The sequence below is a fragment of the Streptomyces sclerotialus genome (assembly GCF_040907265.1).
GTDB classification, from domain to species: domain Bacteria; phylum Actinomycetota; class Actinomycetes; order Streptomycetales; family Streptomycetaceae; genus Streptomyces; species Streptomyces sclerotialus.
Genome location: NZ_JBFOHP010000002.1, coordinates 1,572,543 through 1,585,730 on the forward strand (window position 1 = coordinate 1,572,543; position 13,188 = coordinate 1,585,730).

Genomic DNA, 13,188 nt, shown 5'->3' on the forward strand with positions numbered 1-13,188 from the left:
CGCGCTTTACACGTTTCAAACGGGTGTTGGCGACCGATTTTCCCGGGTTCACCCGCATTAGTGAACCGCAGCCACTACCGACACGTAAAACAACCCTCTTTTCAGGCTCCCCAACCAGCACATCGTGGGCTTAACTTAAGAGGCATGACCTCCCCCCGCTCTACCTACGGCGGCGGCTACTACGCTTCGCCCTCCTTCCCGGACACCCCGATCTACGACAGCCTCGTCGCCGAGCGCGGCACCCCCCAGATCGCGCCGATCAGGGTCCAGCCTCCGTACGACATCGGCTCGTCGTCCTCGTACTCGTCACCGGCCCTCCCGGCCCTGCCCGCCCTCCCCCTCCGGCCCCTCGCACACCCCCGCCCAGCAGGGGTACCCCGCGCAGGCGCCGATGCAGCCCGCGCCCACGCCCTACATCCCGCAGCAGTCCGCGGGCCCCCAGGGCTACTCGGGCCAGCAGCAGCCCCGGCGCCCGATGAGTACGGGATACGAAGCGATGCGCCCGGCGGCCCCGGTCGCGCCGCGCCCCGCTCCGTACGAGGACCAGTACGGCCGCCCTCAGCACCCGCGCGGTTACTGACCCCGGCGCCCGGCCATGTGTCCGGGCGCCCGGCCAATTGTCCGACCCGGCTGGCAGGATGGGCCCATGCCGAACTCATGCCTCCGTGCCCTCCAGCTGTATCCGGTGAAGTCGCTCGCGGGGACCTCCCCGGACTCGGCCGCCGTGGAGCCATGGGGCCTGGCCGGGGACCGGCGCTGGCTGCTGGTCGACGAGCAGCGCCGGCTCGTCACGCAGCGGTCCCGGCCGCAGCTGGCGTTGGCCGTCGCGCAGGCGCTGCCCGACGGGGGAATCAGGGTCGCGGCGCCGGGGATGGAAGACCTGTCCGTGGAGGTCCCCGCTCCCGTCGCGACCGTGCCGGTGCAGGTCTGGCGCGACAAGGTGGACGCCGTGCCCGCGTCCCCTGCGGCCGCCGAGTGGTTCAGCACGTACCTGGGCACCGAGGTCTCGCTCGTTCACATGGATGATCCGGCCGTCCGCCGGGCCGTGCGCCAGGATTTCGCGCGGCCCGGCGACACGGTGAGCTTCGCCGACGCCTTCCCGCTGCTGCTCACCACCTCCTCCTCGCTGGACGCCCTCAACTCCCTGATCGCCCAGGGCGACCACGCCGACGAGGGCCCGCTGCCGATGGACCGCTTCCGGCCGAACGTCGTCATCGAGGGCACCGCGCCGTGGGCCGAGGACGACTGGGAGCGGGTGCGGATCGGCGAGGTGACCTTCCAGGTCGTCAAGCCCTGCGACCGCTGCGTGGTGACCACCACCGACCAGCGCACCGCCGAGCGCGGCAAGGAGCCGCTGCGCACGCTCGCGCGCCACCGCCGCTTCGGTGACGACCTCGTGTTCGGACAGAACCTCATACCCGAATCGCGCGGCACGCTCCGGGCCGGCGACCCCTTCGAGGTCCTGAGCTGACGTCAGCACGTGTTCTCACCCCGACGCGACGACGCTGCCACGCCCCGCTGCGCGCACTGCCGACGGTGCGGCGCAGCCGGGCTACGCCCGTTGCTGTCCGCACCGCACACCCCCTGTCGGCCGCATTGCGAGGCCCTGCCCGGCCTGCATAAGGTGAGCGCATCGAGGTGGCGACAGGGAGATTCACTTGCGAATGCCCGCCGGGGACGCGGCACAGGAGCGCCTCATCCCGGTGCACCATATGCGCCCTGGGGACCACGCCTTCGTCGGTTACGACGACGACGAGATCCGCTGGGAGGTCCTGACCGCCTTCACACGGCTCGGCCTGGCGCGCGGCGAGCGGGTCATCGTCTTCCCGCACCCGGGGCTCCGCGAGGAAGAGGTGCTGGCCCGGCTGGACTTCCCCCACCGCACGACGGCGGCCGCCCGCGTCGAAGGACAGTTGGTGCTCAGCAGCATGCGCCGGCTCATCAGCCCCGACCCCGCCTTCACGGCGGACCGGCAGTGGAGCCGGCTGCGCGAGGAGACCGCGCAGGCCGTCGCGGACGGTTACACGGGCCTGCGGACGTTCATCGACATGCACTGGGTGCCGGAACTGGGCGCGGACGTGCACACGATGATGCACCGCGAGTCGAACGCCGACGACCTGTTCAAGGGCCGCCCGTACAGCGAGATCTGTGCGTACGACCGGCGCTGGTTCACCCCGGAGGTGCTGGCCGCCATGGCTGAGGCGCACCCCCGCAACCTCCTCGAACGGCTCGGCGCGCTGCATACGGAGCGGGCCCCGGACGGTGCGCTGTGCCTCGTGGGCGAGGCCGACACCGCGACGAAACAACTCTTCCTCACCACCCTGGAACTGGCCCTGGCGCAGAGCGCGGGCGCGGGCCGGCTCGTCCTGGACCTGAACCGGCTGCACTTCCTGTCGGTCGGCTGCGCCACCGGCCTCCTCACACTCGTCCAGGACGCGAACGGGCACCACCGGGTCGACGTCCGCTGCGGCCCGGTGCAGCACAAGCTCCTCCAGCGGCTGGGTGCGGCATCGATTTCGCGGCTGACGTTGTCGGAGGTGGCGCGACCGTGCTGATCCCCGAGTCCGCTCACCCCCAGGGCACCAGTGACGAATCAGGCGTCAGATACCTGCTGCAGCGCCGCTTCACCGCCCGGCTGCTCCCGCAGGTACGGCTGCTCGTCGAGGAGTGCGCGGCCCGTGAAGGGCTCACCGAGCCGCGGCGCGGGGAGTTCGTGCTGGCGGTGGACGAGGTGGCGGGCAACGCCGTGGAGCATGCGGGCGGCAGCGGCCGGCTGGTCCTGCGCCGGATCGACGACGAACTGGAGTGCCTGGTCATCGACTCGGGCCCCGGCTTCACGGAGGCCGTCATCCCCGAGCTGCTGCCGGGCCTGGACGGTGCGCCCACGGGGCGCGGGCTGTGGATGGCCCGGCTGGTCGCCGACCGGCTGACGATCGCCGCCGGCCCGCAGGACGGCGCGGTGGTCACGCTGGCGGTACGGCTGTCCTGAGCGCGCGCGGCAAGGCGGCTGGGCGGCCGCTCAGCGCTCTTGGACGACCTCCTGCCGCCCGGGGACCCTGCCGGCGATCCGGGCCCGCTCACGGCCTTCTGCCGCCCTCCCCGCCCCACGGCCGCTCCCACCGGCGGCGCTAGGATGACGGCCCGGACCGGGTGGGGGCGCCGGACGTCGCGCACCCCGCAGCACCTTGCCCCTCCCGCACCGCGTGCCACCTCACCGCGGCCGCCGCGGAGCCCGGTCATGTCCGGTGATTTTGCTCTCCACTTCACGGAAACCGTGCATGAAGGGACCGGAATAAGGTAGTTACGCACACGGAAGGGGAAGGGGGGACCGGACCGTGCGAGCGATGAGTGGACTGTGGCGGTGGCGAGGTAATCCGCTGCGGCGCAGGACCGATCTCGCCGAGGCATGGCTGGCGCTCGCCGCCGCCCTCCTGATCCTCCTCGGGGGCTCGGCGGTCGGCTGGGCGACCACTCGGGCCACCGGCGACGCCCTCCTGGAGTCGGTGCGGGCCCAGCACGCCCAGCGGCACCTGGTGTGGGTGCAGGTGGACCGGCTGCTGCCGCAGCCCCCCGTGGACCCCGACCCCGAGACGGCCACGCAGCGCGACGCTCACCGCCGGGTGCTGGCCACCTGGCGTGGCGTGGACGGCAGCCGCCATCTCGGGCCGGTCGCGGCACCGCGTCCGGTGGAGCCCGGTGACCGCTTCCGCATCTGGACCGACGGCCGGGGCCGGGTCATGGCCCGTCCGATGGATGTGACGACCGCGAACTCCCATGCGGTGCTCGCCGGGCTGGGCGCCGGCGCGCTGGCCGGTGCCGCGGTCGAGGGCGGCCGCCGGCTGGCGCTGTGGCGGCTGATGCGCCGCCGGTACCGCCGCTGGGACGAGGCGTGGGAGCGCGCCGGCCAGGACTGGGGGCGGGCCGGCGCCGGCAGCTGAGCCGCCGTCGCCCCCTCGTGCGGCAAGCCGACGACCACGTCAACTACCGTGCCTGGAGCGCGCTACGGTGGTGCAGCCAGCCGCTCGGCTGGGGCCTGCGAAGCCCGTACGCGGACATACACGCGCGTACCACCGCGGGCCGGAATCAGCCGCACGAGGTGGGGACACGACATCGCCATGGCACAGGGCTCGGTCCAGGTCACGCACTCCGGGACGTCGCGCTGGCGGCGTCGTACAGGGGAGTACAGCTCCCTGGCCGCCGCCCTCGAAGCCGCCGGGGACGGTGATGTGCTGACCGTCGCGGCCGGCACGTACCGCGAGAACCTCGTGCTGCGCCGTGCGGTGACGCTGCGCGGGCCCGACGGGGCGCGCGGCTCGGTACGGATCGCTCCCGCGGACGGTGTCGCGCTGACCGTACGGGCCTCGGCGACCGTGCAGGACCTGCACGTGGAGGCGCAGGACTCGGCGGCGCCCGCGCTGCTGGTGGAGGACGGCGCACCGGAGCTGGCCGGGCTGCGCGTGGTGACGCGGTCGGCGGCCGGCATCGAGGTGCGCGGTGGCGCCCGGCCCACGGTGCGGCGCTGCACGGTCGACAATCCGGGCGGCGTGGGCATCAGCGTGCTGGACGAGGCGGGCGGCGTCTTCGAGGAGTGCGAGGTACTGGCGGCCGGGCAGGCGGGCGTAGCGGTGCGCGGCGGGGCGCACCCGCGGCTGGAGCGCTGCCGCGTGCATCACGCGAGCGGTGCCGGTCTGTCGGTGAACGGCGAGGGCAGCGCGGTCGAGGCGGTCGGCTGCGAGCTGTACGAGATCAAGGGCGCGGGCGTGCAGGTCGCCTCGCGCGCCACCGGGCATCTCACCGACTGCACGGTGCACCGCACGTCCGCGGACGGCGTCACACTCGACACGGACGCGGTCCTCACGGTCGCCGACTGCGACATCCACGACATACCGGAGAACGCGCTGGACCTGCGGTCGCGTTCGGTGCTGACGCTGACCCGCAGCCGGGTGCGGCACTTCGGGCGCAACGGCCTGTCCGTATGGGACCCGGGCACCCGGGTGGACGCCAACCAGTGCGAGATCCACGACAGTACGGGCGACTACCCGGCGGTGTGGGTGAGCGACGGCGCGACGGCCGTGCTGGACTCGACCCGGGTGCACGACGTGCCGGACGCGCTCTTCGTGCTGGACCGCGGCTCCCGGGCCGACGTGGTCGACTCCGATCTCGCACAGGTACGCAACACCGCCGTCTCGGTCAGCGACGGCGCGACGGTGCAGCTGGACGACTGCCGCATCCGGGAGGCCGCGACCGGTGCGTGGTTCCGCGACCACGGCAGCGGGGGGACGCTCGCGGGCTGCACGATCGAGAACGTCCAGACCGGCGTGATCGTCACCAAGGGCGCCGACCCGAGTGTCGAGCGGTGCACGGTGAGCACGCCGGCGGAGGCGGGCTTCTACGTGTCCGCAGAGGGCCGCGGCGCCTTCCACAACTGCCGGGTCATGGGCAGCTCCGGATACGGCTTCCACGTGATCGACGGCTGCCGTACGACGCTGACGCGGTGCCGTACGGAGCGGTGCGCGCGCGGCGGTTACGAGTTCGCCGAGGACGGGCCGACCGCGGTGGACTGCACGAGCGACGAGAGCCGGATGACCCAGTCCGCGGCCGTCGCGGCACCGTCCGTCCCGCCCCCGCCGACGGCTCCCCCGGCGACCGCGCCCGCCGCCCGGCCCGTGGGCACTGCGGGCCTGCTGGGCGGCGCACCGGCGGCCGCCGGAGCGCCCACGGCGACCGCCGAGCCGGTCCCGGACACCCGCCCCTCCGAGGAGGTGCTCGGCGAACTGGACACCCTGGTCGGGCTGGAGAGCGTCAAGCGTGAGGTGCGCAGCCTGATCAACATGATCGAGGTGGGGCGCCGCCGGCAGCAGGCGGGCCTGAAGGCCGCCTCGGTCCGCCGCCACCTGGTCTTCACCGGCTCCCCCGGTACGGGCAAGACCACCGTCGCCCGGCTGTACGGCGAGATCCTGGCGTCCCTGGGCGTGCTGGAGCGGGGCCACCTCGTGGAGGTCTCCCGGGTGGACCTGGTGGGCGAGCACATCGGATCGACGGCCATCCGTACCCAGGAGGCGTTCGACCGGGCGCGCGGCGGGGTGCTCTTCATCGACGAGGCGTACGCGCTGTCCCCGGAGGACTCCGGGCGGGACTTCGGGCGCGAGGCGATCGACACCCTGGTGAAGCTGATGGAGGACCACCGGGACGCGGTGGTCGTCATCGTGGCGGGCTACACCGCCGAGATGGAGCGCTTCCTCGCGGTCAACCCCGGCGTCGCCTCCCGCTTCTCGCGGACCATCACGTTCGGCGACTACGACCCCGAGGAGCTGCTCCGGATCGTCGGGCAGCAGGCCGAGGAGCAGGAGTACCACCTCGCGGACGGCACCTCCGAGGCGCTGCTGAAGTACTTCACCGCGCTCCCGAAGGGACCGTCGTTCGGCAACGGGCGTACTGCCCGGCAGACGTTCGAGGCGATGGTCGAGCGGCACGCGGGCCGGGTGGCGCAGCTCCCCGACCCGAGCACCGACGACCTCACGCACCTCTATGCCGAGGATCTGCCCGCGCTGCCCTGAGGCGCGGCGGGCCGCTCCCCGGAGTCCTCCTCGATGCCGGGCCCGGCGGGCTGCTGCGGTATCCCCGGCGCCAGATGGGCGAGGAGTTCGGCGCGGGCCACGTCGAACTCCGGGTCGGTCTGGTAGTCGCCGTGGCCGAGGATCTGGGCGGGCAGCGGATGCTGGAGCGTGCGCCCGAAGACCAGCGGGTCACGGAGCGGCCCGCGGTCGACCGCGGCGCCGTCCTCACAGGTGAGCCGGACGGGGCCCCCGATGGGGTCGGTGAACCGCCACAAGTTGCGCCAGGCGTCCATCTCGCGGTGCAGCCCGGTGAGCGCGGGCGGCCCGAAGAACGCGGGGAACCAGCGCCCGTAGAGGCGCTCCAGCGGTGAGCCGTACGTGAGGAGCGCGACCCGGCTGCGCGTCACCGGGTCCAGCTGCCAGACGGCGGCGGCCGCGAGGACGCTGCCCTGGGAGTGCCCGGAGAGGACCAGACGCCCGTCGTGCGTCTCGGTCCAGGTGGCCATCCGCCAGGTCAGGTCCGGTACGGCCCGCTCGGCGTAGCACGGGGGCGCGAAGGGGTGCGCGGCGCGCGGCCAGAAGGTGCCGACGTCCCAGAGGATGCCGATGGTGCGGCGCGCCGAGGCGTCCTTGTAGGCGCGGCGTCCCATGGCGAGCATCAGGACCACGCCCGCGCCCATCAGCCAGGAGCCGAGCGCCTGTGCCGTCTCGGCGACGGCGTCCACGAAGACGGGCGCACCGTCCAGGGCGCGGCCCGGCGGCAGCCCCGTGAGCCGGGCGCCGAACACCGCGCCCGTACCGAGCACGAACGTGACGGCGGTGATCACGCCGATCAGCACCGGCGCCCGGTCGGTGAGCCCGGCGCGGGCGATCGTGCCCGCGATCCGCCGGGCGCGCTGCGCGTCGGGCTTCTCCTCGCTCTCGTACAGCCCGGGGATGTCCGGGACGACCTTGCGACGGACGGCGAGCACCTGCAGGCCGGCCACCACGACGAGCAGCAGGACGACGATCAGCAGGACGGGGATGACCGAGGCCTGCCAGGAGAGCAGCACGGGCGGGCCCGCCATCGGGGCGTGCGGGTCTCCCGGGGTGGCGCCGCGGTCCAGCCAGTCGGCGGCACGCTGCGCCACTCCCCCAGAGAGCACTCCTCCCAGCGCGCAGGCCAGCAGCGCGACGGAGGCGCCGGCCAGGCCCGCGAGGGCGGTGCGTTCCGTGCCGCGTGCGGCCCGCTGGAGCACGGCGGCGGTCAGCAGCAGCCCGACGACCAGGGCGCCCTGGAGGACGGCGAGGACGGCGAAGGCGCCGGCCCCGGGGAGGTGTCCGGAGGAGGTCCAGCCGGGGCGCGCCCAGCCGGTGTGCACGAAGGTCAGGAGCAGGGTGCCGAGCGCGGCGTACGGCAGCCACCGCACGACGGGCCGGTCGGTCTCCACGTCGGGCTCCGCCTCGCTGCGCGCCGTACGGCACACGATGACGACGCTGAGCGCCGCGAGCACGGCGACCAGCGTGGTCAGCGCGTACCCGGCCCAGCGCAGCGTCGCGTCGGCGCCGGACCGGGCGTCGGCGTCGTGCGTGGTGAGCAGCAGGGCGGTGGCGAGGGTGAGCAGTCCAGCGGCGGCGTGCGCGGAGCGCAGCCGGGCGACGACCCGGCGGCCGTACCAGAAGCCGTCCAGGCACAGCGTGGGGCGTTCCGAGGGCGGCGTGTCGCGCGAGGTGGCGGGGCGGCGCGGCGGCGGGGAGGCGGATTCGTACGCGCTCCACGTGCGGTGCGAGAGCCACCAGAGCAGGCCCACGAGGAACAGCGGGAGGGCACTGGCGACCACCAGGCGGCGGCCCGGCAGGCTCCACCAGCCGTCGTGCGCGGTGTTCAGGAAGCCCAGCCAGGAGCGGTCCGCCGAGCACGCGAGGCTGCCCGCGCACTGCCAGGCGATCAGGTCCAGGGCCACCTCGCAGGCCGCGGCGGCGAGCAGGACGGTGAGGGTGAGGGCGAGGATCCGTACGAGGACGTCGTAGATCCGCTGGGCCGGATGGCCGCGCGGGGCGGCGGGCCGCATCCAGTGGGCGAGGTTGGCGACCATGAAGGGCAGCAGGATCAGCCAGAGTGCGCGGCTGCCGTTGCCCGAGGTGAGGTTGCACCAGACGTACGCCTCGCGGACCGGCTCGTCGGGGTCGCCCTCCCGCTGGTCCGCGGGGCGCTCCTCGGCGTCCGCGTCGGCGACGCGGCGGAAGACGGCGGCGGTGTCGTCACCGGTGACGCGCACGACCCGGGGGTCGTCCAGCATCTCGGCGGGCGTGGTGCCGCCGACGCCGTGCACCAGGAGTTCCAGGGCGATCCGGCGAGGTCTGTGCGGGGCGGCGGTGTCCCCGTCGCCGTCCGGGTCCGTCGTGGCTGTGGGCGCGGACCGGTGCGTGGTGTCCACAGTGCTTCCCCCGATGTCCGTACGTCGATGTGCGTCCCGGATTCTTTCTTGCCCGCCCTGGAACCGCATTCACCTCATCCGGCCCGCAGAGTCCGTGTCAGTGCCTCGTGCGAGGATGTTCCCGGACAGCAGCGCTCCTGTGACATGGCGTGCGTGAGCCGGGACGAAGGGACAGGCCGGGTGAGCGACAACCAGAACCTCCTCGCCGAGCAGCGGCGTGCCCTCATCCTGGACGAGGTGCGGCGGCGCGGCGGCGTCCGTGTCAACGAGCTCACCCGCAAGCTGAGCGTCTCGGACATGACGGTCCGTCGGGACCTGGACGCGCTGGCCCGCCAGGGCGTGGTGGAGAAGGTGCACGGCGGCGCGGTCCCGGTGAGCGAGCCGAGCACGCACGAGCCGGGTTTCGAGGCCAAGTCCTCGCTGGAGCTGTCGGCGAAGGAGGCCATCGCCGAGGCGGCGGCGCAGATGGCGGCGCCGGGCAGCGCGATCGCGCTGGCGGGCGGCACGACGGCGTTCACGCTGGCCCATCAGCTGCTGGACGTGCCGGACCTGACGGTGGTGACGAATTCGGTCCGGGTGGCGGACGTCTTCTACGCCGCGCAGCGGGCGGCGGCCGGCTCCGGCGGCCCGCGTCCCGGTGCGGCCACGGTCGTACTGACGGGCGGTGTACGGACGCCGTCGGACACCCTGGTGGGCCCGGTCGCCGATGCCGCGATCCGCTCGCTCCACTTCGATGTGCTCTTCCTCGGTGTGCACGGCATATCCGTCGAGGCCGGGCTGTCGACGCCGAATCTCGCCGAGGCGGAGACCAATCGCCATTTCGTGCGGTCGGCGCGCCGGGTCGTCGTGGTCGCCGACCACACGAAGTGGGGCACGGTGGGCCTGAGTTCGTTCGCCACGCTGGATCAGGTGGACGTACTGGTCACCGACCCCGGGCTGCCGGCGCAGGCCCGCGCGGAGTTCGCCGAGTTGCCGCCGCGCCTGGTGGTGGCCGGTGAACCGGAGGATGACGCAGACATGTGACGGGACGCCAGCTATGGTGTGCGTCGCCGGTATGTTCGACCGTCAGTACCGGCTTCGTCACTGTGTGCAGGGGGTGCTCGTCCCATGATGCGCCGACTGAGCCCGGTCGGGCTCGACTTCGCCGAGTCCGCGCCACTGCGAATGGTCTTCGCGGCGGAGCTGTCCGCGCCTCCGGAAGCGGTGTACGCCGCGCTCGCCGACGACGTCGGCTCCTGGTGCGCATGGTTCACCGGCGTCTCCCGGATCGTCCCCACCGACGGCGGGAAGGGCCGCGCGGTGCGGCTGACGGGCGGCACCGTCTTCCGCGAGAGCATCATGGCGGCCGAGCGCCCCGAGCACTACGCCTACCGCGTCGACGAGACCAACACCCCGGGCCTGCGCGCCCTCCTGGAGGACTGGCGGCTCACCCCGTGCCCCGGCGGCACGCTCGTCCGCTGGACGTTCGCCGCCGACGGCCCCGCGCCGTTCCGCACGGTGATGCAGCTGGCCCGCCCGATGCTGGGCCGCGCCTTCCGCGACTCGATGCGGCAGCTGGACCGGCGGCTCGTCAGGGTGTGAGCGCCCGGCCCGTCACTCCGGCCAGACCCCTTCGGCGAGGAACGTCTGCAGGGTCCGGGCGTACGGCGTGATGTCCAGGCCCTGCTCGGCCAGCCAGGCGTCGGAGTAGTACTTGTCGAGGTAGCGGTCGCCCGGGTCGCACAGGAGGGTGACCACCGAGCCCGTCCGGCCCGCCGCGACCATCTCGGAGACGATCCTCAGGGCGCTCCACAGCCCGGTACCCGTCGAGCCGCCCGCCTTGCGGCCGATGGCCGCCTCCAGGGCCCGTACGGCCGCCACGCTGGCCGCGTCCGGCACCTTCATCATCCGGTCGATCGCGCCGGGCACGAAGCTGGGCTCCATCCGCGGCCGGCCGATGCCCTCGATACGGGAGGCGGTGCGGCAGTCCGTCTCGGCGTCGCCGTTGAGCCAGCCGTCGAAGAAGCAGCTGTTCTCCGGGTCGGCGACGCACACCCGGGTGTCGCGCTGCATGTAGTGCACGTAGCGGGCGATGGTCGCCGAGGTGCCGCCGGTGCCGGCGGTGGCCACGATCCAGGCGGGGTCCGGATAGCGCTCCAGGCGCAGCTGCTGGAAGATCGATTCGGCGATGTTGTTGTTGCCGCGCCAGTCCGTGGCCCGCTCGGCGTAGGTGAACTGGTCCATGTAGTGGCCGCCGGTCTCGGCCGCGAGCCGGGCGGAGACGTCGTAGACGGTACGCGGGTCGGCGACCAGGTGGCAGGTGCCGCCGTGGAACTCGATCAGACGGGTCTTCTCGCGGCTGGTCGTCGCGGGCATCACCGCGATGAAGGGCACACCGATGAGCTTCGCGAAGTACGCCTCGGAGACGGCCGTGGAGCCGCTGGACGCCTCGATGACCGGCTTGCCGGGGCGGATCCAGCCGTTGCACAGCCCGTAGAGGAAGAGGGAGCGGGCGAGGCGGTGCTTGAGGCTGCCAGTGGGGTGCGTCGATTCGTCCTTCAGGTAGAGGTCGATGCCCCACTGCTCGGGCAGCGGGAAGCGCAGCAGGTGGGTGTCGGCGCTGCGGTTGGCGTCCGCCTGGACCTTGCGCACGGCATCTTTCAGCCAGTTGCGGTAGTCGGCGTCGGTGCGGTCCACGTCGAGGGTCGGCAGCGGACCGCCTTCGGGGGCGGCGGGCGCGTCACAGGAGGGGCCGCCGTCGCGCGTGAGGCCGCCGTCCTGCCCGTCCGTGTGCTGTGCCGTGCTCATCGACGTGCTCCTCGCGGTCGCTCCGGCCCGCCGCGACCGCCGGGCCTGGCTCGATCATAACCATCCGCCACACGCTTCTCACCTGCATAAACAAGGCTTTGGGCAACCCCAAGGCGCCATGCGGGTACCCGTGGTCGACAAGCCCACGACCAGGGGAACTGGTGCCCGGGCCGCGATCCGGGCAGACTTCATGAAGGGCGGGGGCCTCACCCCGGGCCATGTGTGTCGAGGAGGCGGTGCTCCATGAGGGAGCTGGAGTTCAACGCGACCGGTGTGCGCATCGAGCGCTGGCTGCGTTCGTTGACCCGTGCGGGCCAGGTCATCATCAGGGACGGCAGGCTGGCGCTGCTGACGAGCTACGGCACGGAGATCGACAGTGCCCCGCTGACGTCGGTACAGGCCCACCGCCCGCGGCTGCTGGCACGCGACCGCGCCTACGCCACGCTCAACGGCCACCGCTACTCACTGACCATGGGAGCCCCCGAACGCTTCATGGACGCCGTGCGAGCAGCCGGCGCGGCACGCACCTGACGCCGTAGCGGCGGACGGACACGGCACGACGACGGGGCCTACGGGCCGCGTGCGGACGCGTACGGGACCGTACGGGTGCGCATGCGGGGGAACGCCGACTGCATTCGAGTGAAGACCGGTGGGACGCGCTGGGGTTGCGGGAGCCCTGCGGTTGCAGGAGTACGGGCGCGGGCCGACCCTGGACTCGTATCACCGAGGGTTCACCAGCGGTGACTCTTGGTGAGCGGGACATCGCCGGACCCGGTCCTCGCGTTTCCGTAGCGGCGGGCGCGCCCGGCCTCATCAGGGAGTCGCGGTCGTGATCAGGCAGCCCAGCAGGCACTGCGCGGTGGAGCTCCAAGCCCTGCCCGCACGCATCGGACAGATGCGAAGAATCGTATCGGCACAGCTACGTTACTGGCGTCTCGACGCCTTGATCGACGCGGCGACGCTCGGAGTGACGGAGCTGCTCGCCAACGTTCATCAGCACGCCCTGCCCAGCAAGCAGTGCACGGTCGAACTGTCGGTCCTGCTGGACCAGTTGACCGTGTCGGTACGCGATCTGGACCCCAGGATGCCGCAGCCCGCCGCGGCCGGGCCGCTGGATATCGGGGGCCGGGGCCTGACCCTGATCGCCGAGCTGAGCGAGAGCTGGGGCGCCCGTCCGGAGGACAGCGGCAAGGTCGTCTGGTTCACGCTCCCCGCACTCACCCGCGGCCGCGAGGAACCGGGCCACGCGCTCACCGGCCTGCCGGCGGAACCACCACGCGCGAAGCGCACGGAAGCGAGCGGCGGAGTACGCGCCGCAGGCGGCGCCCACGTGGGCTGAGCGCCCGGTCCCCCGGGGGACCGGGCGCTCAGCCGTTCACGGGACGAAGTGACGGAGCCGGGTACGCCCATCCACCAAACTCTGTAAC

At 73.0% G+C, this 13,188-nt stretch carries 11 protein-coding genes and 1 pseudogene; 10 read left to right on the forward strand and 2 right to left on the reverse strand.

What is annotated here, in order from left to right; genetic code table 11:
• The first annotated feature begins 144 nt into the window (after positions 1–144).
• The 6 genes and pseudogenes from AAC944_RS06980 to AAC944_RS07005 all read left to right on the forward strand — a co-directional run bounded on the left by AAC944_RS06980 (position 145) and on the right by AAC944_RS07005 (position 6,557).
• Positions 145–580: pseudogene (locus AAC944_RS06980) on the forward strand (DUF6643 family protein).
• Between the two features lie 66 nt (positions 581–646).
• Complete coding sequence (locus tag AAC944_RS06985; RefSeq protein ID WP_030610761.1) at positions 647–1,471, forward strand: MOSC domain-containing protein; 825 nt, start codon at positions 647–649, stop codon at positions 1,469–1,471.
• 193 nt (positions 1,472–1,664) lie between these two features.
• Positions 1,665–2,555: an MEDS domain-containing protein gene (locus AAC944_RS06990; RefSeq protein ID WP_030610758.1), complete on the forward strand. Its 891-nt coding sequence runs from the start codon at positions 1,665–1,667 to the stop codon at positions 2,553–2,555.
• Positions 2,549–2,989 carry an ATP-binding protein gene (locus AAC944_RS06995; protein ID WP_030610755.1) on the forward strand — a complete coding sequence of 147 codons (441 nt, stop codon included), beginning with the start codon at positions 2,549–2,551 and terminating at the stop codon, positions 2,987–2,989. The genes AAC944_RS06990 and AAC944_RS06995 overlap by 7 nt, the downstream gene beginning before the upstream one ends.
• 355 nt (positions 2,990–3,344) lie before the next feature.
• A complete protein-coding gene (locus tag AAC944_RS07000; RefSeq protein WP_078888388.1) occupies positions 3,345–3,938 on the forward strand; it encodes an Rv1733c family protein in 594 nt (197 codons plus the stop codon).
• 177 nt (positions 3,939–4,115) lie between these two features.
• Positions 4,116–6,557: a right-handed parallel beta-helix repeat-containing protein gene (locus tag AAC944_RS07005; protein ID WP_368396967.1), complete on the forward strand. Its 2,442-nt coding sequence runs from the start codon at positions 4,116–4,118 to the stop codon at positions 6,555–6,557.
• Here AAC944_RS07005 and AAC944_RS07010 read toward each other — a convergent pair.
• On the reverse strand, positions 6,527–8,836 hold the full coding sequence (locus tag AAC944_RS07010; protein WP_368397248.1) for a hypothetical protein: 2,310 nt from the start codon (positions 8,834–8,836) through the stop codon (positions 6,527–6,529). The two genes, AAC944_RS07005 and AAC944_RS07010, sit on opposite strands and share 31 nt — an antisense overlap.
• A 318-nt stretch (positions 8,837–9,154) precedes the next feature.
• On the opposite strand from AAC944_RS07010, the gene AAC944_RS07015 reads away from it, so the two are divergent.
• Together AAC944_RS07015 and AAC944_RS07020 are read left to right on the forward strand one after the other, a co-directional pair.
• Entirely contained in the window at positions 9,155–9,997 is an 843-nt protein-coding gene (locus AAC944_RS07015; RefSeq protein WP_030610744.1) for a DeoR/GlpR family DNA-binding transcription regulator, read from the forward strand.
• Positions 9,998–10,081: 84 nt separating this feature from the next.
• Complete coding sequence (locus AAC944_RS07020) at positions 10,082–10,555, forward strand: SRPBCC family protein (protein ID WP_030610742.1); 474 nt, start codon at positions 10,082–10,084, stop codon at positions 10,553–10,555.
• 12 nt (positions 10,556–10,567) lie between these two features.
• Here AAC944_RS07020 and AAC944_RS07025 read toward each other — a convergent pair whose 3' ends face one another.
• Positions 10,568–11,761 (reverse strand): PLP-dependent cysteine synthase family protein, encoded by a 1,194-nt coding sequence (locus AAC944_RS07025; RefSeq protein ID WP_438272784.1) that lies wholly within the window; start codon positions 11,759–11,761, stop codon positions 10,568–10,570.
• A gap of 243 nt (positions 11,762–12,004) precedes the next feature.
• Between AAC944_RS07025 and AAC944_RS07030 the strand changes: the two genes are divergently transcribed.
• The gene (locus AAC944_RS07030) at positions 12,005–12,292 is read left to right on the forward strand and encodes a hypothetical protein (protein ID WP_030610737.1); all 288 of its coding nucleotides are present in this window, start codon (positions 12,005–12,007) and stop codon (positions 12,290–12,292) included.
• 298 nt (positions 12,293–12,590) lie between these two features.
• The gene (locus AAC944_RS07035) at positions 12,591–13,100 is read left to right on the forward strand and encodes an ATP-binding protein (RefSeq protein ID WP_078888387.1); all 510 of its coding nucleotides are present in this window, start codon (positions 12,591–12,593) and stop codon (positions 13,098–13,100) included.
• Positions 13,101–13,188 lie beyond the last annotated feature (88 nt).